22 protein-coding genes, 1 tRNA gene and 1 pseudogene are annotated in these 20,541 nt (G+C 67.7%); 12 read left to right on the forward strand and 12 right to left on the reverse strand.

From position 1 onward, the window contains the following. Nucleotides 1-24: 24 nt before the first annotated feature. A complete protein-coding gene (locus tag ACFVJ3_RS43380) occupies nucleotides 25-948 on the reverse strand; it encodes a helix-turn-helix domain-containing protein (protein ID WP_378457939.1) in 924 nt (307 codons plus the stop codon). Between the two features lie 92 nt (nucleotides 949-1,040). Here ACFVJ3_RS43380 and ACFVJ3_RS43385 point away from each other — a divergent pair, with 92 nt between their 5' ends. From ACFVJ3_RS43385 to ACFVJ3_RS43395, 3 genes are read left to right on the forward strand one after another with little or no spacing between them, the layout of a single operon-like run. Next, complete coding sequence (locus ACFVJ3_RS43385; protein WP_378457940.1) at nucleotides 1,041-2,207, forward strand: hypothetical protein; 1,167 nt, start codon at nucleotides 1,041-1,043, stop codon at nucleotides 2,205-2,207. 5 nt (nucleotides 2,208-2,212) lie between these two features. Then, entirely contained in the window at nucleotides 2,213-3,001 is a 789-nt protein-coding gene (locus tag ACFVJ3_RS43390) for an SDR family oxidoreductase (protein ID WP_043778525.1), read from the forward strand. A 19-nt stretch (nucleotides 3,002-3,020) separates the two neighbouring features. Continuing rightward, nucleotides 3,021-4,178, forward strand: coding sequence for a sulfotransferase family protein (locus ACFVJ3_RS43395; protein ID WP_378457941.1), 1,158 nt, complete (start codon nucleotides 3,021-3,023; stop codon nucleotides 4,176-4,178). On the opposite strand, the gene ACFVJ3_RS43400 is transcribed toward ACFVJ3_RS43395, so the two are convergent. Then, nucleotides 4,162-4,836, reverse strand: a complete 675-nt coding sequence (locus tag ACFVJ3_RS43400) for a low molecular weight phosphatase family protein (protein WP_378457942.1) — start codon at nucleotides 4,834-4,836, stop codon at nucleotides 4,162-4,164. The genes ACFVJ3_RS43395 and ACFVJ3_RS43400 overlap by 17 nt on opposite strands. A 303-nt stretch (nucleotides 4,837-5,139) precedes the next feature. On the opposite strand from ACFVJ3_RS43400, the gene ACFVJ3_RS43405 reads away from it, so the two are divergent. Beyond that, nucleotides 5,140-5,748 (forward strand): ClpP family protease, encoded by a 609-nt coding sequence (locus tag ACFVJ3_RS43405; protein WP_378457943.1) that lies wholly within the window; start codon nucleotides 5,140-5,142, stop codon nucleotides 5,746-5,748. Between the two features lie 4 nt (nucleotides 5,749-5,752). Further along, nucleotides 5,753-6,337 (forward strand): ATP-dependent Clp protease proteolytic subunit, encoded by a 585-nt coding sequence (locus ACFVJ3_RS43410; RefSeq protein WP_005252895.1) that lies wholly within the window; start codon nucleotides 5,753-5,755, stop codon nucleotides 6,335-6,337. A 9-nt stretch (nucleotides 6,338-6,346) separates the two neighbouring features. Here the strand turns inward: ACFVJ3_RS43410 and ACFVJ3_RS43415 are convergent, their stop codons facing one another. Both ACFVJ3_RS43415 and ACFVJ3_RS43420 read right to left on the reverse strand, forming a co-directional pair. Then, nucleotides 6,347-6,694, reverse strand: coding sequence for a helix-turn-helix domain-containing protein (locus tag ACFVJ3_RS43415; protein ID WP_005568281.1), 348 nt, complete (start codon nucleotides 6,692-6,694; stop codon nucleotides 6,347-6,349). Nucleotides 6,695-6,759: 65 nt separating this feature from the next. Then, on the reverse strand, nucleotides 6,760-8,013 hold the full coding sequence (locus tag ACFVJ3_RS43420; RefSeq protein ID WP_378457944.1) for a KasA/KasB family beta-ketoacyl-ACP synthase: 1,254 nt from the start codon (nucleotides 8,011-8,013) through the stop codon (nucleotides 6,760-6,762). A 40-nt stretch (nucleotides 8,014-8,053) separates the two neighbouring features. On the opposite strand from ACFVJ3_RS43420, the gene ACFVJ3_RS43425 reads away from it, so the two are divergent. After that, on the forward strand, nucleotides 8,054-8,617 hold the full coding sequence (locus tag ACFVJ3_RS43425) for a TetR family transcriptional regulator (RefSeq protein WP_378457945.1): 564 nt from the start codon (nucleotides 8,054-8,056) through the stop codon (nucleotides 8,615-8,617). On the opposite strand, the gene ACFVJ3_RS43430 is transcribed toward ACFVJ3_RS43425, so the two are convergent. Next, nucleotides 8,585-9,433 (reverse strand): alpha/beta fold hydrolase, encoded by an 849-nt coding sequence (locus ACFVJ3_RS43430; protein ID WP_378457946.1) that lies wholly within the window; start codon nucleotides 9,431-9,433, stop codon nucleotides 8,585-8,587. The two genes, ACFVJ3_RS43425 and ACFVJ3_RS43430, sit on opposite strands and share 33 nt — an antisense overlap. Further along, nucleotides 9,430-11,217 carry an amidohydrolase family protein gene (locus ACFVJ3_RS43435; RefSeq protein WP_378457947.1) on the reverse strand — a complete coding sequence of 596 codons (1,788 nt, stop codon included), beginning with the start codon at nucleotides 11,215-11,217 and terminating at the stop codon, nucleotides 9,430-9,432. The genes ACFVJ3_RS43430 and ACFVJ3_RS43435 overlap by 4 nt, the downstream gene beginning before the upstream one ends. Nucleotides 11,218-11,317: 100 nt before the next feature. Here ACFVJ3_RS43435 and ACFVJ3_RS43440 point away from each other — a divergent pair, with 100 nt between their 5' ends. Continuing rightward, nucleotides 11,318-11,926 carry a TetR/AcrR family transcriptional regulator gene (locus ACFVJ3_RS43440; protein WP_378457948.1) on the forward strand — a complete coding sequence of 203 codons (609 nt, stop codon included), beginning with the start codon at nucleotides 11,318-11,320 and terminating at the stop codon, nucleotides 11,924-11,926. 37 nt (nucleotides 11,927-11,963) lie between these two features. Further along, nucleotides 11,964-12,524, forward strand: a complete 561-nt coding sequence (locus ACFVJ3_RS43445; RefSeq protein WP_378457949.1) for a dihydrofolate reductase family protein — start codon at nucleotides 11,964-11,966, stop codon at nucleotides 12,522-12,524. A 41-nt stretch (nucleotides 12,525-12,565) separates the two neighbouring features. On the opposite strand, the gene ACFVJ3_RS43450 is transcribed toward ACFVJ3_RS43445, so the two are convergent. Then, nucleotides 12,566-13,084 (reverse strand): SRPBCC domain-containing protein, encoded by a 519-nt coding sequence (locus ACFVJ3_RS43450; RefSeq protein ID WP_378457950.1) that lies wholly within the window; start codon nucleotides 13,082-13,084, stop codon nucleotides 12,566-12,568. Beyond that, nucleotides 13,081-13,383, reverse strand: a complete 303-nt coding sequence (locus ACFVJ3_RS43455; protein ID WP_378457951.1) for an ArsR/SmtB family transcription factor — start codon at nucleotides 13,381-13,383, stop codon at nucleotides 13,081-13,083. Before ACFVJ3_RS43455 ends, ACFVJ3_RS43450 begins: the two co-directional genes overlap by 4 nt. A 209-nt stretch (nucleotides 13,384-13,592) precedes the next feature. On the opposite strand from ACFVJ3_RS43455, the gene ACFVJ3_RS43460 reads away from it, so the two are divergent. After that, nucleotides 13,593-15,206: a class I adenylate-forming enzyme family protein gene (locus ACFVJ3_RS43460; protein WP_378457952.1), complete on the forward strand. Its 1,614-nt coding sequence runs from the start codon at nucleotides 13,593-13,595 to the stop codon at nucleotides 15,204-15,206. 53 nt (nucleotides 15,207-15,259) lie between these two features. Further along, the gene (locus tag ACFVJ3_RS43465) at nucleotides 15,260-16,564 is read left to right on the forward strand and encodes an MFS transporter (protein WP_378457953.1); all 1,305 of its coding nucleotides are present in this window, start codon (nucleotides 15,260-15,262) and stop codon (nucleotides 16,562-16,564) included. Nucleotides 16,565-16,611: 47 nt separating this feature from the next. Here the strand turns inward: ACFVJ3_RS43465 and ACFVJ3_RS43470 are convergent. Continuing rightward, nucleotides 16,612-16,683, reverse strand: a tRNA-Cys gene (locus ACFVJ3_RS43470). A gap of 93 nt (nucleotides 16,684-16,776) precedes the next feature. Between ACFVJ3_RS43470 and ACFVJ3_RS43475 the strand changes: the two genes are divergently transcribed. Beyond that, nucleotides 16,777-18,039, forward strand: a complete 1,263-nt coding sequence (locus ACFVJ3_RS43475; RefSeq protein ID WP_378457954.1) for a multidrug effflux MFS transporter — start codon at nucleotides 16,777-16,779, stop codon at nucleotides 18,037-18,039. A gap of 54 nt (nucleotides 18,040-18,093) precedes the next feature. Further along, the gene (locus ACFVJ3_RS43480; RefSeq protein WP_009474224.1) at nucleotides 18,094-18,627 is read left to right on the forward strand and encodes a MarR family winged helix-turn-helix transcriptional regulator; all 534 of its coding nucleotides are present in this window, start codon (nucleotides 18,094-18,096) and stop codon (nucleotides 18,625-18,627) included. Nucleotides 18,628-18,686: 59 nt separating this feature from the next. Here the strand turns inward: ACFVJ3_RS43480 and ACFVJ3_RS43485 are convergent, their stop codons facing one another. From ACFVJ3_RS43485 to ACFVJ3_RS43495, 3 genes and pseudogenes are all read right to left on the reverse strand, one after another. Beyond that, nucleotides 18,687-19,463 (reverse strand): enoyl-CoA hydratase, encoded by a 777-nt coding sequence (locus ACFVJ3_RS43485; RefSeq protein ID WP_378457955.1) that lies wholly within the window; start codon nucleotides 19,461-19,463, stop codon nucleotides 18,687-18,689. Beyond that, a pseudogene (gene mmsB / locus ACFVJ3_RS43490) lies at nucleotides 19,460-20,362 on the reverse strand (3-hydroxyisobutyrate dehydrogenase); the annotation flags it as partial. The gene ACFVJ3_RS43485 and the pseudogene mmsB, both read right to left, overlap by 4 nt. A 30-nt stretch (nucleotides 20,363-20,392) precedes the next feature. Continuing rightward, the coding region (locus tag ACFVJ3_RS43495; protein ID WP_378457957.1) for an enoyl-CoA hydratase/isomerase family protein at nucleotides 20,393-20,541 on the reverse strand (149 nt) is incomplete at its 5' end.

The raw sequence follows: 20,541 nt of genomic DNA on the forward strand, positions 1-20,541 counted from the left end.
CAGATTGCGGTCAATGCCCGTTCGTCACCGCGGCCGGCGGCCGCCCACCTCCGTCGTGATCGCGTCCGCGGCCGCGGCGAGAGCCTTGCCCCGCCGCGCGATCTCGGACGGCGCGAGTTCGGCGCCCACATAGAGCGTCAGGACCATCGCCTGATGGCCCTCGGCGTCGTACGTCGGCGCGGCGATGAGACTGACGGGGTGCGGCGCGGCGGGATCCGCGTGTTCGGCGTCCAGGTACACCCGCTCCCCCAGGCTGGACACCATCTCACCGAGCACGTCGCGCAACTCCGGAGGCAGGTCGTGCGCAGCGACCCCGGCCATCAGCGTGTGCAGGCGCTGACCGACCGGAGTGAGAGTCTCCACGAGATACCCGGTGCGGGAGCACTCGTCCACCACCGTGCGCAACCGGTCCCGGTCGAGGCGCACCGGCAGGGTCGGCTCCCGGAGCAACCACGACTGCAGCGCGTCGTCACCGTCCCACAGCACGTACATCAGGCCGACGGGCGGCGCGAACGGGTACATCTCCCCCACCTTGGCGGCGGCCCGCACGCCCGGCGGACTCGTCAACTCCAGGACGGCGATGCGGTCGCCGACCACCGCCGACGCCGTGCACGTGGTCCGGAACTCCTCGCTGAGCACGGCGAGATGCCTGCGCGCCACCGGCCCGGCCGCGAATCCCTGCTGCGCCGCGCGGCCTGCCGCGATCAGTGCGGGCCCGAGGCCGTACGCCTTCGTGGCGGGATCCCGGACGAGGTAGCCGCCACGGGCCAGTTCGGTGAGGATTCCCAGGCAGGTGGGCTTGCTGATGTCGAGTTGCCGGGCCAGCTCCGACAGCCCGAAGCGGTGCTCCTTGCGCGCCACCAGGAAGTCGAGCACCTGCACCACACGTTCGGTGGGCGGCGACCGTCGGCCCTGTGCCCGGTCGGGCGCCTCGTCCTCGTGCCCCATTGACCGCTCCTTAGAACACGTTCTATTGTCGGTTCATCAACGTTCTACCACGCAGGTACATATTTGTACCACCCCATCGTGAGGAGCACGGTGTGCTGACCGACCCATTCGCCGACGCCATGGCCGAGGCCGAGAAACTGATCGAGAGTGCCCCCCACATCCGCACCGAACAGGATCTGCTCGAGGGCTACCAGTACCTCGCCGGCGGCATTCTCGCCACCACGCACGCGGCCTGGGCCACCGAACAGTCGCACCCGACGTTCATCTCGGGCACCGGCCCATACATGAAGATGGGCCTCGACAACCCCGACACCCTGTACTTCGGCGCGCGCGTCAACGACGACGTCGAATACGTGGTCACCGGGCGGCGCGGTACGACAGCGGACCTCAGCTTCCAGGTGCTGAGCGGAAACTACACGGCCGCACACGTTCCCGGCAGCGTCACTGCGTTCGACGACCGGGAGATCGACATCGCCCCCGACGGCTCGTTCGAGGTGCGGTTCGGCCCCGCCGAGAGTGCCGGCAGGCGCAACTACTTCACCCTCGCACCGGGTTCGTCGCAACTGGTGGTCCGGGAGGTGTACAGCGACTGGAGTCAGCGGCGCGGCACCATCCGCATCGCCAGGGCCGATACGACGGGTACGGCCCCGGGTCCGCTCACGCGGGAAGCCGTCGAGAAGCGTTACGCCCGTGCGGGCAAAGCCCTGGTCTCGCGGGTCAAGACGTGGCTGCAGTTCCCGGAGTGGTTCTATCTGAACCTGCCGGTGAACACGATGACCGAACCGCGGCTGACACCGGGCGGCCTCGCCACGCAGTACTCGTCCGTCGGGCACTACGAACTCGACGAGGACGAGGCCATGATCATCACCGTCCCGAAAGCCGATGTGCCCTACCAGGGTTTTCAGCTGGGCAGCATGTGGTACATCTCCCTCGACTACGTCAACCACCAGACCTCGCTGAACGTCGCCCAGTCGCAGGTGGATCCCGACGACCACATCCGGCTCGTCGTGAGCGAACGCAATCCCGGCGTCGCCAACTGGATCGCCACTGTCGGGCACCTCCGCGGCTACCTGCAGTTCCGCTGGCAACGCGTCTCCCGCGAACTGACACCGGACGACGGACCCCGGATCGAGGTCGTGAAGTTCGACGAGATTCATCGGACACTGCCGTACTACGACTCCAACAAGATCTCGCCCGAGGACTTCGCCGAACGCATCGCCGCACGCCAGGCCGCGGTCGCCGACCGGATGCTGGGGTGACCGCCATGACTACTCCGCAACTCCTGCAGGACAGGGTGGTCGTCATCTCCGGCGTCGGACCGGCGCTGGGCCGCACCCTCGCCGTCCGCTGCGCCGACGCCGGCGCGGACGTGGTGCTGGCCGCCCGCACCGCATCGCGTCTCGACGAGGTGGCCAAGGAGATCATCGCCGTCGGCCGGCGCGCGGTGACCGTCCCGACCGACATCACCGATCAGGCATCGGCCGAGAACCTGGTGTCCGCGGCCGTAGACGCGTACGGCAAAGTCGACGTGCTGATCAACAATGCGTTCTCGGTTCCGTCGATGAAACCGCTGGCCCGCACCGAGTTCGATCACATCCGCAGCAGTTTCGAGCTGACCGTGCTCGGGGCGTTGCGGCTGACGCAGCTGTTCACCCCCGCGCTCGCCGATGCGAACGGGGCGGTGGTGAACATCAACTCGATGGTGCTCCGGCACTCCCAGGAACGGTACGGCAGCTACAAGATGGCCAAATCCGCCCTGCTCGCGACGTCACAGTCGCTCGCAACCGAGTTGGGCCCACAGGGAATCCGCGTCAATTCCGTTGCTCCCGGCTATATCTGGGGAGACACGTTGAAACAGTACTTCACGCACCAGGCCGAGAAGTACGGAACAACCGTCGAGCAGATCTACGAACACACCGCCGCGAACACAGATCTGAAGAGACTCCCCACGACCGAGGAAGTGGCCGACGCCGTGATCTTCCTGGCCTCACCGTTGGCGAGCGCCGTGACCGGCCAGTGCCTCGACGTCAACTGCGGCGAATTCCATCACTAGCGACGAGAACCGGAGCATCATGAGCGAGCGCACCACCGTCGGCACGGTCGAGGACCTTCACGCCTCGGCCACCCGCCTGACCGGCCTCACCGACTTCGGCGTGGACGACTACACCGAGGCCCTCGGCATCCTGCTGGACTCGTATCACGTCGACGAGCAGCTGACCCCGCTCGGGAGCAAGGTGTCCCGGGTGTTTCTCCGCGGCGCCCTGGTGGCGCGGCTGCTGAGCGAGGCGGCATGGAAGCAGAACCCCGAGCACGCGGACGTGCGGATCGAGCGGCCCATCTTCGTCACCGGGCTTCCCCGCACCGGGACGACGGCGCTGCACCGGCTGCTCACCGCGGACCCGTCGCATCAGGGCCTGGAGATGTGGCTGACCGAGATGCCCCAACCCCGGCCGCCGCGCGCGACCTGGGAATCGAATCCCGTGTTCCAGAAGATCGAGGAGGGCTTCAGCCGCCACCACATCGAACGCCCCGAATTCATGGGCGTGCACTACATGTCGGCGAGCGAGGTCGAGGAGTGCTGGCAACTGCTGCGGCAGACGTTCAAGTCGATCTCCTACGAGTGCCTGGCGTCTCTCCCGACATATTCCCGCTGGCTCGAAGGCCAGGACTGGACCAACGCCTATCAGCGGCACAAGAAGAACCTGCAGCTGATCGGGCTTCCCGATCGGGACCGCCGCTGGGTGCTGAAGAACCCCAGCCATCTGTTCGCGCTCGACGAGTTGCTCGCCGTCTATCCGGACGCCCTGATCATCCAGACCCACCGGCCGCCGCGCACGATCGTCCCGTCGGTGTGCAGCCTGGCGGAGCAGGCGACGGAAGGGTGGTCGGAGAAGTTCCGGGGCACCGTCATCGGTGAGAGCCAGCTCGAGCTGTGGGCCCGTGGACTCGAGCAGTTCACCGCGGCCCGCGCCCGGCACGACCCCGCTCAGTTCATCGACGTCGACTACCACGATTTCGTGGCCGACCCGCTCGGCACCGTCGAAGGGGTCTACACGCACTTCGGGCTCGATCTCAGCTCCTCTGCCCAGGCGGCGATGGAGTCGATGCACGCCGAGAGTCGCAGCGGCGACCGCCGCCCCTCGCACAAGTACACGCTCGAGGACTTCGGGCTGACGGCCGCGCAGGTGGACGAGAGATTCGCCAACTACCAGTTCAGCGCGACCAGCTGACGGGATAGTCGAGGATCGACGACGCCGCTCGCGCCGCGATCAACGGCCTCGGCGACAGCGGCAGGTGGACGACCGGGGACGGCGGCGGTTCGGGCTCGGGCTCGTGTTCGAGTTCGGGTTCGGGTTGCCGTTTCGTGCCGCTGCCGAGGTCGAGTGCGTCGAGCAGCGGTATCAGTTCGGCGGCGATCCGATCTCCCACCTGCGTGAACGCCGCCTCGCCGAGGCCGACGGGGTCGCTGATGTTCGCGTCGTCGATCGCCCCGTACTCCCTTCGGGCGACGGCGAGTTCGGCGACGGTGCGGGCACCGGTGTCGGTGGCGATCCGGCGGGCCTCGCGAAGCGTGAACGTGCAGTGGCTCGTCCCGAGCAGCAGTTCCATCGAACGATCCCGGATCTGCTCGGTCATCGCGAGGACGAGGTCGGCGTGTTTGATCATCTCGGGCCGCAGGCGACGCGCCCGGAAACCGTCGGCGCTCGCGCCGAGGCCTTCGATGACGCGGGCGGCGACGGGTTCGATCGGAAAGCCCACGAGGGCGCGGACACCGGCGCTCTCCGCGGTGAGGTGCGGCAGGTCGCGGGCGAGCGCGTACGCGTGCGTCAGCCGCTCTGCGATCGGCGAGCGGCAGACGTTCCCGCTGCAGACGAACAGAACGTGCATGAGGGCAACCTAACCAGCGAGTTCGCTCTCGCGCGCGGGCAATTCCACTGTCCGAGCGGTCTGTTTCTGACGTTCATCTCCCCTTGGCAAGTCGTTCATCCCTTGGACTCCTCGTGGTCACCTCGAATCACGAACGCCCAGTTCACAGCGGTCGACGCTGGAGTAACGCCACGTACGCGATCTGCGTCACATTCCCAGGTGGGTGCGGCACCGTCGTCGGGGTTGCGAACCTCCCCGGCGCGGGTCGTCTGCCCACAGCAGACAATCGCCGGTCCGGCGCCGGCGCGGCGGTAGTAATGAGACATGACCACAGCCGCCCTACCCGACCTGAACTACCGCGACCTGTTGGCGGACAGACTGTTTCGCCAGCGCACGATCCTCCTCACTGGCGAGGTGGACGACGCCATGGCCGAGCGGGCCTGCTCCGAACTGGTGCTGCTCGCGGCCGCCGACCCCAAACGCGAGATCGTGCTGTACATCAATTCCCCGGGCGGATCCGTCTTCGCCGGCCTGGCCATCTACGACACGATGAAGCTCGTACCCAACGACGTGGTGACCGTCGCCATGGGTTTCGCCGCCAGCATGGGCCAGGTACTGCTGTGCTCGGGCACCCACGGCAAGCGGATCAGTCTGGCGCACAGCCGCATCATGATGCACCAGCCGTCGGCGGGCATCGGCGGCACCGCCGTCGACATCGCCATCCAGGCCGAGAGCCTCGAACGGATGAAACGCCAGTCGCAGGAGATCCTCGCCGCCGAGACGGGGCATCCGGTCGAGCAGATCGCCGAGGACAGCGACCGGGACCGGTGGTTCACCGCCGACGAGGCCCGCGACTACGGGATCGTCGACCGCGTCGTGTCCTCGTTCGCCGAGATCGCCCCGCACACCACCGCCCCGAGAATTGGATTGTGAAGCCATGTCCCAATACACCATTCCCCACGTCATCGAGCGCACCCCGGCAGGCGAGCGGTCGTTCGACATCTTCAGCCGACTGCTGAACGAACGGATCGTCTTCCTGGGCACCGAGATCGACGACGGAGTCGCCAATGTCGTGATGGCACAGCTGCTTCACCTCCAGGCGGACAGTTCCGATCAGGAGATCGGGCTGTACATCAATTCGCCCGGCGGCTCCACGACCGCGATGCTCGCGATCTACGACACGATGCAGTTCCTCCGACCGACCATCGCCACCTACTGCATGGGTCAGGCCGCGTCCGCTGCCGCCGTGCTCCTGGCGGCCGGAACCAAGGGACACCGCCACGTCCTGGCTCACTCCCGGACACTGCTGCACCAGCCGTCCACCCAGGGCAACGGCACGATCTCCGACCTGGCGCTTCAGGCCGCGGAGATCATGCGGGTCCGTTCGCAGACCGAGGCGATCCTCAGCAAACACACCGGGCAGACCGTCGAACGCCTGCGGCGGGACACCGATCGGGACCGCATCTTCACAGCCGAGGAGGCCATCGACTACGGCCTGGCCGATACGCTCGTCGCGGCCTGACAGAAGACGCTACGCGGCGAGCAGCGTGGGCACCTGCCGGTTCAGGCTCCTCGTCGCGGGGTTCCGGTTCGCCGCGCCGAGCCGACGCCCGGACCGGAACAGCAGGTGTTCCACCGGCAGACCGAGCGCGCCACACACTGCGCGCAGCATTTCCGACGAAGGCTCCTTCTTCCCGCGTTCGATCTCGGAGAGGTACTGCTTCGACATGCCGACGGCGGCGGCGACGTCCTCGAGGCTCCGATCCTGGTCCCGGCGCGCCTCGCGGAGCACTCGCCCGTACAGCTCACGCACCAGCGGCTCCTCCCGTGATTGCTCGGGAGCGGCCGTCACCAGCGTCAGTCTGCGCTGAGCTTCCATACCTCCGGAGTCTTCCAGACGACGCACCCGGACGCGGCGGCGTTCACCGACAGCGGACAGCGAATTCAGTACCGCCCGACGGCGAGCGCGACGTTGTGCCCGCCGAAACCGATCGAATTGCTCAGTGCGTAGTCGATGCGCTGACGCCGGGGTGACCCGGCGACGACGTCCAGGTCGATGGCGGGGTCCTGGTTGTCGAGGTTGAGGGTCGGTGGGACGATCTGTTCGCGCACCGTCAGGACGGTGAGGATCGCCTCGAGGGCTCCGACCGCGCCGATGGAATGCCCGAGTGCCGATTTCGGTGCGTACACCGATGCCTGTCCGGCGACGGCGGCGATCGCGGTGGCCTCGGAGGCGTCGCCGATGGACGTCGAGGTGGCGTGGGCGTTGACGTGATCGACGTCCGCGCCGCTCAGTCCCGCCGTGTCGAGCGCCTTCCGCATGGCGCGCGCAATTCCGGCGCCCTGCGGATCGGGGGCGACGATATGGTAAGCATCCGAGGTAATTCCGGCCCCCAGAATCCGGCCGTGGATCTCCGCGCCGCGAGACCGGGCGTGCTCCTCGGATTCGAGTACGAGCACCGCGCCGGCCTCACCGAACACGAAACCGTCCCGGTCGCGGTCGAACGGCCGTGATGCCCGTGCGGGTTCGTCGTTGCGGGTGCTCATCGCGCGCATCATCGCGAAACTGGCGATGGGCACCGCATCGATCTGCCCCTCGACCCCGCCGGCCACCACCACGTCCGCCTCGCCGGTGGCGATCAGCCGCCAGGCGAGCGCGATCGCCTCCGATCCGGACGAGCACGCGGACACGGGCGCGAAGACCCCCGCCTTCGCGCCGATCTCCAGCCCGACGGTGGCGGCGGGACCGTTCGGCATGACCATGGGAACGGACATCGGCGAGACCTTGCGGTACGCGTTCGCGCGCATCGCGTCGACGGCGTCGACCAGGGCGTCCCCGCCGCCCAGTCCGGTGCCGATCGCGACGGCGAGCCGCTCGCCGTCGACGTCGGGTGCGCCCACACTCGCCCAGGCCCGCCGACCGAGGACGAGCGCGCTCTGCTCGACGAACGACAGGCGGCGCTGCTCCACGCGAGACAGATGCTCGGCCGGGTGCGCCGTCAGTTTGCCGCCGATCCGGACGGGAAGGTCGTAGTCGTCGACGAACGGCTCGTCGAGCGCACCGATGCCGGACTGGTTGCGCAACAACCCTTCCCACGTGCCGTCGACGTCGTCCGCGATCGACGTGGTGGCGGCGAACGCCGTGACCACCACCGGCCGCCCGAACTTCCGCATTCCTGAAGCAGTCGTTACAGTCATGCCGTCATGAATACCTGTACCGTCCGCTACAGTCAACCGCATGGCCCGCCCCCTCGACCACGCCAAGCGCGCGCAGCTTCTCGCCGACGTCGTCGGCTACATCGCCGGACACGGACTCGCGGACCTGTCGCTCCGGCCGCTCGCCGCCGAGCTAGGCACGAGCTCCCGCATGCTCATCTACTACTTCGGCACCAAGGAGGAGCTGCTGGTCCAGGCGCTGGCGACGCAGCATCCCGGGTTCTCGTCCCTGTTCTCCGGCGTTTCGGACCGGGACGGGCTGCGTGCAGGTCTCGCGGAGTTGTGGACGTCGACCACGCAGGGCGAGTCGTCCGTCAGCACGAAGATTCTGTTGCAGGTGATGGGGGTGGCGAGTGTGCAGCGGGGCCCATTCGCCGACTTCGCCACCTCGGCCATCCACACGCTGATCGACGCCGTCGCCGATGCGATGGTCCGATGCGGAACCTCTGCTCAGGACGCCCGCGAGAATGCGACGGTCGCGGTGTCCGGACTGCGGGGAATTCTCCTCGACCGCTTGGTCACCGGCGACGTGGCGCGGACGGATCGATCGGCGTCACGACTCATCGAGCAGGTGGTCGCCGAGTAGTTCGTCGACGCGTTCGGCCGCCTCGTCCGGGATCCAGTGGCTCACGCCGCGGAGCACCTCGTAGGTGTACGGGCCGTCGACGAAGCGCGAGGTCAGCTCCGGTCCCACCGGCCCGATCGCCGTGTCGCCGTCGCTCCACACGAAGAGCGTGGGCACCCGGACCTTCCGGGAGGCCGATCGGGGTGCGGTGAACGGCATGGCCCGATACCAGTTGAGGGCGCCCCGGGCCCGCGTCCGGTCGCGCATGGGCTGCAGGTCGCGCTTCGCCCCGTCCGCGCACTGGCCGCTCGCGCGCAGCGCCCGGCAGCCGTAACTGTCCGAGGCGATCACCCGCTCCGGAATCCACGGCAGCTGGAAGGCGAACATGTACCAGGACTTCAGGATCTGGCGACTGGTGAGCATCGCCCGCACGAACGCCGCCGGGTGTGGCACCGACAGGGCCGTGAGCGTGCGGACCCGGTCGGGCCGTTCCGCCGCGAGACCCCAGGCCACCGCCGCGCCCCAGTCGTGCCCGACGACATGCGCCGGCCCGAGGCCCGCCTGGTCGATGAGCGCGACGACGTCCGCGACCAGTTCCGAGCTGCGGTACGCCCAGCGGGCGCGGGGCCGGGCCCCGGCCGAATAGCCGCGCTGGTCCGGCGCGAGGGTGCGGAAGCCCCGCCGGTGCAGCAACGGTGCCAGCGCGTCCCACGACCGCGAGTCCTGCGGAAATCCGTGCAACAGCACCACCGGAGTGCCGTCGATCGGGCCCTCGTCGCGGACGTCGAACACGAGCCCGTCACGGGTGAACGTGGTGATCCGCTCCGTGCCGCTCATCGGACAGCTGTCTCACGCTCGCTGCGGTCGGCGGCCGACGCACCGGCGCGGAGGAACCGTCCCGTCTTGGTGACGCCGAACCCGCCGGTGAACTCCCCGTCGCGGTAGACGAGCCTGCCGTTGATCACCGTCGCGACCGCCGCGCCGTCGCTGCGGTTCACCATCCGGCGCAGACCGCCGTACTCGGGGACCTCGGCCTCGAACAATCCGTCCACCGTGGCGTCGAGACCCGCCGGATCGATGACGACGAGATCGGCGCGGTCCCCTTCACGCAGGTGGCCGGCGTCGACGCCGTACCAGTCGGCCAGCTCTCCCGTCAGCCGGTGGACGGCACGTTCGACGGACAGGAACGGCTTGCGGTCGGACTGCGCGTCCTTGACCTTCTTCAGCAACCGGATCGGATAGTTGTAGAACGCCATGTTGCGCAGGTGCGCTCCCGCGTCGCCGAATCCCATCTGCACGCCGGAGCTGGCCGCGAGCTTCTTCGCGAACTTGGGACGATGGTTGGCGATGGTGGTCCGCCACCGCAGGTCGGTGCCGTACTTCACGACGAGATCGAGGTACGCGTCAACCGGGTGCACGCCACGCAGGTCGCCCACCGCTCCGAACGTCTTGCCGATCAGCGTCTCGTCGGGGCATCCGACGATCACCGCGTCGTAAAAGTTGCGGTGCCAGATGCGGGGGCTGAACTTGTTGTCGTAGTCCTTGCGGAACCGACGCCGGTAGGACTCGTCCTGCAGCAAGGCATTTCGCTCCACCTGGTCCTGGAGATGCAGCGCCGCCGCGCCGGCACCGAACTCCTCGAACACCACGAGGTCGATTCCGTCCGCGTAGACGGTGAACGGCACCGGGAGGTGCTGCCACTTGAAGTCGGTCTTGGCGAAGCGGTTCAGCAGCGGCGCCGCGGCGAGCATGAAGTACACGATTTGAGGGTAGGCCTTCGAGTCCGCGCCCGACAGCAGCGACGTCTTGAGGGGCTTGCGTCGTCCCAGACCCGAACTCTCCGCGAAGAATCCCGCGATGTTGGGGTGCAGGTTGATCGTCGGCGCGCTCTGCAGGATCTTGCCGCGCTCGCGCAGGATGCGGTTGAGGAAGCGGAACTCCTTCCACCGCGCATACGTGGACGGCAATGAGCGCGAACGGTATTCGTCGCCGTCGATCTTGTCGAGCGCATTGGTCATCGAGGAGAGGCCGAGGAAGCCGGCGTCCACGGCCTCGGTGAGCATCGCGCCCATCCGCTCGAGTTCGCGAGCACTCGGCTTGGTCCGTTTGTCGGTGCCCCGGCCGAGGCCGAGCACGTGGGTGCGGATGTCGGAGTGCCCGATGAAACCGGCGATGTTGGGGCCGAGCGGCAGCGACTCGAGTGCCTCGACGTACTCCGCCGGACTCTGCCAGATCTTGTTCTCTTCCAGGATCCTGAGCACGGAGTCGTGCGGCACGGCCTCGACCCGGCTGAACAGGTCGGCGCACTCGCGCGGCGTCGAGTACACGGTGGAAAGGGAGCAGTTCCCGAGGACGACGGTGGTCACGCCGTGTCGCACCGACTCCGGCAGTCCGGGGCTGACGAGCACCTCGGCGTCGTAATGAGTGTGCACGTCCACGAACCCGGGGACCACCCATTTGCCTGCCGCATCGACGATCTCGGTGTCGGGTCCGACGGGCAGCGGACGATTCGAGGCGCGGACGACGACGCCGTCGCGAATGCCGAGATTGCGGCGCCGGGGCTCGGATCCGGTTCCGTCGAACCACAGCCCACCATTGACGACGACATCGAAATCCGACATTGTTGCGCTCCTCACACTCAGTATGTGTAACCCGAGGTTACGTATCCCGTTGAGTAAAAGTCAATGGACGGTTCGAACGTTCATCAATAGAGTGCAGAAGGTGGCCGCCGCACCCCGCTCTCCCGAAGATAGGCGCGCGCAGATCCTCGACGTGGCCGTCCGACTTCTCGAGACGGTGCCGTTCGACGACCTGTCGATGGACCAGGTGGCGGCCGAGGCGGGCGTCTCCCCACCGCTGCTGTTCCACTACTTCAAGAACAAGCTGGGCTTTCGCAACGCCGTCCTCGAGGCCTCGGCCTCCGAGCTGCAACGCCGGATGACACCCGATCCGACACTCCCCGTGTCCGGACAACTCCGAGCCGGCGTCGAAACATTCGCGGACGCGGTGATCGAGCGCCCCACCATCTACCTGGCGGTCATGCGGATGGCCGGTAGCGGCGACGAGCGGATGCGGCAGATCTATCGCGGCATGCGGCGGACGTTCACCCACTGGATAGGCGCGTCGCTGGCCGCGTTCGGCGTGCCGACGACACCCGCACTCGAGGCCGCGATCTCGGGCTGGCAGGCGTTCATGGAAGAGATCGTGCTGTCGTGGCTCGACGAGCCGACCATGGACCGCACGGACATGATCGATCTCTGCGAACGCGCTTTCTACCACCTGCTTCCGGCGGCAGGCGTCGACGTCGACGCACTCGACGTGACACGCTGATCCGAACCGCACGGGAACGACTCGAAGGGGTTCCACAGTGGGCGAGCTGATCTATGCTCCGATCATGTCGCTCGACGGCTACATCGCCGACGAGAACGGCAATTTCGACTGGGCCGCGCCCGACGAGGAGGTCCATACCTTCGTCAACGACCTCGAGCGGCCGGTCGGCACCTACCTCTACGGGCGCCGGATGTACGAGACGATGACGTACTGGGAAACGGTGCCCGGCCTCGCCGACGAGCCCGCCTGCATACAGGACTTCGCGGAGATCTGGCGGGCGGCCGACAAGGTCGTCTACTCCACGACGCTGGAGGTGGCGTCCAGCGCCAGGACCCGCATCGAGCGGGAGTTCGACCCGGCGACCGTCCGGCATCTGAAGGCGAAGACGGAACGGGACCTCACGGTCGGCGGCGCCGGACTCGCCTCCCACGCATTCGCGGCCGGGCTGGTCGACCGATGCCACCTGTTCGTCGCACCCGCCGTCGTGGGAGGCGGCACCCGAGCCCTCCCCGACCGCGTCCGGTGCAGGCTGAAATTGCTGGACGAGCGCCGTTTCGACAACGGCTTCGTCTTCCTCCACTACCGCGTCGCGAGCTAGGAATTCGGAGTGCGTCGGTGAATCCTAGGACTTACCGGATGTCACTGACCGGCACGCTGAGCCTCCAGGAAGCGCCGTCCCGGCGTCGGGTCGACGCCGAAGCGCTCGGCGTAGCGTTCGTGAACTTCCTCCCACTGGTCCCACGAACCGTGCGCCTCCGCCTCGGAGAGGTACCCGCCGGCGAGATGAGGCTCGAGCCGCGCGAAGTAGGTCTCCCAGCCGGCCGCGGTCTGCGCTGCGACCGCACGGTCGCCGAAGACATGGATGAAGATCAACCGGCAGCCGTCTCCCTCAGCGGTCAGATCGAAGCTGTACCGCTCGCCGCCGAAGTTCCAGGCCAGCCGATGGGGCGCATCGACCTCGGTCACCTCGCCGGTCGCGCCGTAGGCCTCGAAGGTCTCCCCCGTCGCCGGCGTCCAGTCGGCAGCGGCGGGAAACCAGCGCTCGAGCTCTGCCGGCACACTGATTGCCCTCCACACGCGCTCGACCGAGTGCGCGAGCGTGCGCTCGAAGCGCAGTGCCGGGCGACCGTCGATCGTCTCCAGGGTTCCGTCGGTCATGGGTTCTCCTCCAGGTGTCGTTCGAGGGCGTCGAGGCGCCTCGACCAGAACGCGCGGTACGGCTCCAGCCATTGGTCGACCTCGGCGAGGGGTTCCGGGCGCAGCGCGTACAGACGTTGCTTGCCATCCGCGCGCACCACGACGAGCCCGGCCTCGCGCAGCACCTTGAGGTGCTTGGACACGCCGGGCTGGCTGAGCGCGATGTGCTCCACCAGATCTCCGGCGGGCCGCTCACCATCACGCAGCAGGTCGAGAATCTGTCTGCGGTGCGGCTCGGCCAGGGCGGCGTAGGCGCTCATAGCCTCATATTGCCAGACGGAAATATGAGTCGCAACCGTCGCCGAGGTCGTGCCGGAAACAGCAGTTCCCGCCGGGCGCCCGAGGGGCACCGACTTGACACGCCTCGTGTGACACACGACACTTGCCGACACCGACCGAGCGAGTGATCGGTCGGCCGCTCGAATTCGGACATCCCGTTCGGACCGGAGCCGGAGAAAGGGGACATGCGGTGTCGTCGACGTTCACCAACGACGGAATCCAGGAGCCACCCGTAGTGACCACTCTCGACGCGTGGCGGTCGCGCGTGCAGGCGCATCCCGATCACCCCGCCGTGGCCTATTTCGATGGCGCCCTCACGGCGCGCGAGGTCGACGACCTGTCGGACGCCCTCGCCGTCGCGCTGGACGAGTGGGGTGTCGGGCGCGGTGATCGGGTGGGAATCTACCTGCAGAATGTGCCGCAGTACGCCCTCGCTCTGCTGGCGCTGTGGAAGGTCGGCGCGGCGGCGCTTGTGCTCAATCCGATGTACCGCGGAAACGAACTCCGCCGCCTCGTCGACGATGCCGAACCGATCGGCATCATCTGCGAAGACGTGAGCGCCGCGGCCACGGCCGAGACCCTGCGCGGCAGCAGCGTGCGATTCTCGATCAGCAGCAGCGCCCTCGACTTCCAGACCCGCAACGATCCGCGGGTGTTCGACTCCACCGGGCGGGCCACGCCGGCGGCCGACGGCGACCTCGTCGAACTGCTCCAGCGCTTTCGCGGCAGGCGGCCTCCCCCGGTCGAACTCGGCGGAGACGACCTCGCGCTGCTCACCTACACCTCCGGGACCACCGGCCCGCCGAAGGGCGCGCTCAACTCCCACGCGAACGTCCTGGCCACCGCCCTCGACTTCGGTGACTGCGCCGGCGTCGTCGACGGGGACGTCGTGTTCGCCGTCGCCCCGCTGTTCCACATCACCGGTGCCGTGCTCAATGCCGGCGTGGCCCTCGTCCGGGACTGCGTGCTCGTCTTCGCGAATCGGTTCAACGCGGCCGTCGCACTGGAGACTTTCGTGGAGCACCGGGTGACCTACACGATCGGCTCGATCACCGTGTTCAACGCACTCTCCGAGGTGCCGGGTGTGAGCGCGGACCACTTCGCCTCGGTCAAATCCCTCTACTCGGGCGGCGCGCCCATCCCGCCCGCCACCGTGGAGAAGTTCGAAGCCAGATTCGGCAAGTACATCCACAACGCGTACGGGATGACCGAGACCACGGCCGGAGTGATCGCGGTGCCACCCGGCCTGCGGGCGCCGGTCGACCCGACGAGTGGCTCACTGTCCATCGGTCTCCCGCTGCCGCGGGTGGACATCCGGGCGGTCGACCCGAATGGCGACCCCGTTCCGCCGCACACCGCCGGCGAACTGGAAATCGCCGGACCGCAGGTTGTTTCGGGCTACTGGCGCAACCCCGATGCCTCCCGGGACACACTGCCCGGTGGACGGCTGCGCACCGGGGACGTCGCGATCATCGACGAGGCGGGGTGGGTGTACCTCGTCGACCGGCTCAAGGATCAGATCAATGTCTCCGGCTACAAGGTGTGGCCCCGTGAGGTCGAGGACACCCTCTACGAACACCCGGCCGTGCACGAAGCCGCCGTCGTCGGGCAACCCGACGACTACCAGGGTGAATCGGTGGTCGCCTACGTCTCGCTCCGCAAGGGCGCGACCGCCACCGAGGACGAACTCGTCGCGTTCGCCCGCGACCGGCTCGCCGCGTACAAGCGGCCCCGGCTGGTGCACATCATCACCGACCTCCCGAAGACGCAGACGGGCAAGATCCGTCGCAGCGACCTGCGCTGACGACTCCTCCCCTCGACCTTTCGACTCCGCGACCCCGACGAAAGTGACTGCACGTGAACGTCGACCTCACGCGCCAGGCGCAGCCTGACACCCATTCCGGCCCCACCCTCGCCTCCCGCAAGAAATCGCTCCTCGCCAGCTCCGTCGGCAACGTCCTCGAGTGGTACGAGTGGAGCGCCTACGCGGTGTTCGCCCCGTTCATCGCGGCGGCGATGTTCAGCAACTCGGACCCGGTCTCCGCCCTGCTGTCCACGCTCGCGGTGTTCGCGGTCGGCTTCCTGATGCGCCCGCTCGGCGGGATCATCTTCGGCCGGATCGCCGACAAGCGCGGGCGCAAGTTCGTCCTCGTCACGACCATGCTGATGATGGCCGCGGGCAGCCTGATCATCGGCGTGATGCCCACCTATTCGACCATCGGCGCGTGGGCGTCGCTGATCCTGCTCGCGGCACGCGTCATGCAGGGTTTTGCGCACGGCGGCGAGTCCGCGACCGCGTATTCCTACGTCGGTGAGATCGCGCCTCCGCACCGGCGCGGCATGTGGGGCAGCGTCGCGTTCATCGCGATCTTCGGCGGTTCGGTGCTGGCCTACACCGTCGGCGGCGTCGTCACCTCCTCCCTGTCCGACACCGCGGTCGGTCAATGGGGTTGGCGTATTCCGTTCCTCATCGGCGCGCTTCTGGCACTGTTCGCCCTCTACCTCCGCCGCAGCATGGAGGAGAGCGACGTCTTCGACGCTGCGCAGAAGGAGGACGATCAGCCGGGCATCCCCCGCCGCGCCGTCGTCCGGGCGATCCTCCTGATGATCGGGATGACCTCGGGCATCACGGCCGCGCACTACACCTGGACGTCATACATCTCCACGTACGCGATCACGCAGCAGGGCATGAACCCCGACACCGCATACTGGATGCTGGTGATCGCTCAGCTGATCGCTCTGGTCTCGCTGCCGTTCCTCGGGTTGCTCTCCGACAAGATCGGCCGGCGGCCCATGCTGGGCGCCTTCGCGGTTCTGATGTTCGCCCTGCAGTTGCCGCTGACGATGATGATCACGTCCGACGGGTGGACCCTGCTCGTCGCCACCACCGCCGCCCTGCTGATCGTCGCGGTCCCGGCGTCGATTCTGTCCTCCACGCTGTCGGAGAGCTTCCCGACGCGGCTCCGCACCCAGGCGATCGGATTCGCGTACTCGTTCTCCGTCGCGGTGTTCGGTGGCACCGCCCCGTACCTGAACCAGCTTCTCCTCGGACTCGACCTCGGCTGGGTGTTCGGCGTCTACATCATGGTGCTGGCCGTCCTCACCGGCGTCGCGTGCCTGTTCATGAAGGAGACCAAGGGCATTCGCCTCGAAGACGTGTGAACACGCACAAGAGAACCGGCAGGTGCATCACCTGCCGGTTCTCATCGAGCGAGTGACGGGATTCGAACCCGTGTGAACGGCTTTGCAGGCCGGTACCTCAACCACTCAGTCACACCCGCATCGATGATTACTGTGCCCGGCCGGTGTCCCGGGCGCGAGGTTTGCGCTCACGGTGATTCTGAAACCGACACGCCGGGGCGGGAACAAACCAGGTGCCCTCGTTGCTGTGTTGCTTCATGACCGATACCGACGAACGCGCCGCCCCGACCGGCGACCGGACAACAACCCGTCCCAGCCTTCGGGTGATCCTGGTACTCGGCGCGATGGTGGCCCTCGGCCCCTTCACCATCGACATGTACCTGCCCGCGCTTCCGGACATCGGAACCGACCTCGGCGCATCCTCGTCCGCGGTACAGCTGACCATCACCGGCACCCTGCTCGGCCTCGCGCTGGGGCAGTTGATCGTCGGACCGCTCGCGGACGGCCTCGGGCGCCGGCGCCCCCTCATCGCCGGTATCGGTGTCCACGTCGTCGCGTCCGTGCTCGCGGTCTTCGCGCCGACCGTGGCCGTGCTGGGTGTGCTCCGCGTCTTCCAGGGCATCGGGGCCGCCGCCGCTGCGGTGGTCGCGCTCGCCGTGGTGCGCGACCTGTTCTCGGGGAACACCGTGGCCGTCGTGATGTCGCGACTGATGCTCGTCCTCGGCGTCGCACCCGTCCTCGCTCCGAGTATCGGCGGGGCGCTCCTCATCGCCGTCGACTGGCGCGGGATCTTCGTCGTCCTCGCCGTGATCGGCACGCTGACGGCGTTGATCGGTGTGTGGGGTCTGACGGAGACGTTGCCGCCGGAGCGGCGGCGCAAGAGCGATCTGCGCGCTGTGCTGGGCACCTACAAGAGTCTGCTCGGCGACCGGGCGTTCATGGTGCTCGCCCTCGTGTCGAGTGTGGCGATGGGATCGTTGTTCTCGTACGTCTCCGGTGCGTCGTTCGTGTTCCAGGACCAGTACGGCCTGGACGAGCAGCAGTTCGCGCTGCTGTTCAGCTCCGGCGCGATCGCTCTGATCGGCGCCTCGCAACTCAACGTCCGCGCCCTTTCACGCCGGTCACCGCTGCAGATCACGGTGGCTGCCCTCGCCTTCGCGACGGTGGCCGGGCTGGCGCTGATCACCACCGCCCATTTCGAGTTCGGCGGGCTCGTCGGGTTCGTCGTTCCGCTGTGGTTCCTCCTCGCCGGCGTCGGCTTCGTCCTGCCCAACGCACCCGCGCTGGCCCTCGGCCGCCACGGAGAGGCGGCCGGCACCGCTGCCGCGCTGCTCGGCGCCCTGCAGTTCGGTGTCGGCGCACTGATCGCTCCCCTGGTCGGCGTGCTCGGCAACACCGGCGTCGCACTCGCGGTCACGATGACGGCATGCGCGGGACTCGGTCTGGTGGCGTTGGCGGCCGCGGCGAAGGCGGAAGCGGAAGCGGAAGCGCACTGACGACACGCTCGGCAGACTTTCGCGGCCCATCACCCGACATGGGATGATCGACGCATGCCACCACCGTCACCACTTCATCTCGACCCCATCGAAGAGGCCCACCGGCAGTGGACGAAACACGGCTGGGGTGATGTCGCCGACGGCATGGCCGCGGTGACCTCGGTGATGCGGGCGCAGCAGATCATGATGGCCCGGGTGGAGGAGGTTCTGAAGCCGTCGGGGCTCACGTTCGCCCGGTACGAATTGCTGACACTGCTGACGTTCACGCGCACGGGCGCGCTCCCGATGGCGAAGGCCAGCGCGCGCCTTCAGGTTCACCCCACGAGCGTCACCAACGCCGTCGACCGGCTCGAGACGGCGAATCTCGTGCGGCGTGTCCCGCATCCGAGCGATCGCCGTGCGACGCTGATCGAAATCACTGACGCGGGAAGGAAACTGGCTGTCGAGTCCACCGAGCGACTCAACGCCCAGGTGTTCTCGCGCCCCGGGGTGTCCGGCGACAAGCTGGAACAGCTGGTCACGATCCTCGCCGAACTGCGCCGCGAGGCAGGCGATTTCGACACTGGGGACGCCCCCACCAAGTGGTGAGAGACGACTGTCGCCCCGCACCGGATCCCGGTGCGGGGCGACAGTCGTTTTCAGGGCTTCTAGCGGTGTTTGAAGACGGGCGAACGCTTCTCGACGAACGCCGCCATCCCTTCCTTCTGATCCTCGGTGGCGAATGTCGAATGGAACACCCGCCGCTCGAACCGGACGCCCTCGGTGAGGGTGGTCTCGAAGGAGCGATTCACCGCTTCCTTCGCCATCATCGCGACCGGAAGGGACATCTCGGCGATGGTGGTCGCGGTCTGCAGCGCGTCCTCCAGGAGATCCGCGGCGGGCACGATCCGCGACACCAGCCCGGCGCGTTCGGCCTCCTCGGCGTCCATGTTCCGGCCGGTCAGGCACAGTTCCATGGCCTTGGCCTTACCCACCGCCCGCGTCAGCCGCTGCGAGCCGCCGATGCCCGGAATGACACCGAGTTTGATCTCCGGCTGACCGAACTTCGCCGTGTCGGCGGCGATCAGGATGTCGCAGAGCATCGCCAGTTCACAGCCGCCGCCGAGTGCGTAACCGGCGACGGCAGCGATCGTCGGCTTGCGTGCCGCGGCGAGCCGATCCCACGCGGCGAAGAAGTCGTCGAGGTAGACGTCCATGTACGACTTGGGCTGCATCTCCTTGATGTCGGCGCCCGCCGCGAAGGCCCGGTCGGAACCGGTGATCAGAATGGCACCGATCTCCGAATCCTTCTCCAACTCCTCCACCGCCGACACGACCTCGCGCATCAGCTCGGAGTTCAGTGCGTTGAGCGCCTTCGGACGGTTGAGGGTGATGATCCCCACCCGGCCCTTGCGCTCGAGCAGGATGGTCTCGAAGTCGGTCACTGGTCTCCCTCGGTAGAACGTTCGCGGATGTCGTTGATGATGGCAGAGAAGTCCTGGCCACCACCACCGGCGGCATGGAACCGGCTGTACAACTCGGCAGCGCGCAGCCCGAGGTCCGCCTCGACGCCGTTGGTCTTCAGCGCGTTCGCGGCGAGACCGAGATCCTTGTCCATCAGCGCGGCCGCGAAGCCCGGCTGGTAGTCGTTGTTGGCCGGGCTCGTCGGAACCGGTCCGGGCACAGGACAGTTGGTGGTCAGCGCCCAGCACTGACCCGACGCGTTGGACGCGACATCGAACAGGGCCTGGTTGCTCAGCCCCAGCTTCTCGCCGAGGACGAACGCCTCGCTGATGGCGATCATCGACACGCCGAGAATCATGTTGTTGCAGATCTTGGCGGCCTGACCGTTGCCCGGATCGCCGCAGTGGACGATTTTCTTGCCCATCACGTCGAGTAGCGGCTTCGCGGACTCGAAGTCGTCCGCCGTGCCGCCGACCATGAACGCGAGCGTTCCCGCGGTGGCGCCGACGACGCCACCGGAGACGGGTGCGTCCACCGAACGGTGGCCCGCCTCGACGGCCTCGTCGTGCGCCGCCCGGGCGTCCGCGACGTCGATGGTGGACGAATCGATGAACAGGGTGCCCGGCTTCGCGGCGGGCAGGATCTCGGCGTAAAGCCCGAGAACGTGCTTGCCGCTCGGCAGCATCGTGATCACGACGTCCACCTCACGCACGGCCTCGATGGCCGAATCAGCGACGGTGACACCGTCTTTCACTGCCTGTTCGAGTGCGGCGGGCGCGAGGTCGAAGCCGACCACCGTGTGCCCCGCCTTGACGAGATTGGCCGCCATGGGACCACCCATGTGGCCGAGTCCCAGAAATCCGACGGTAGTGCTCATAGCAGTCCCTCCTGGACGCGTGTGGCTGGTGGTTCAGTGCTGCGGCTGTGGAGCCGTCAGGCCGAGTTCGAGGTCGCCGAGCGGTGTGAAGAACGCGTCGACCCGCGCCGGGTCGACCTCCTCGATCGTGGCGGGCGACCACCGCGGGTTGCGGTCCTTGTCCACGACCTGCGCCCGAATTC

The organism is Rhodococcus sp. NPDC127593, assembly GCF_042671975.1.
In the GTDB taxonomy this organism is placed as follows: Bacteria; Actinomycetota; Actinomycetes; order Mycobacteriales; family Mycobacteriaceae; genus Rhodococcus_F.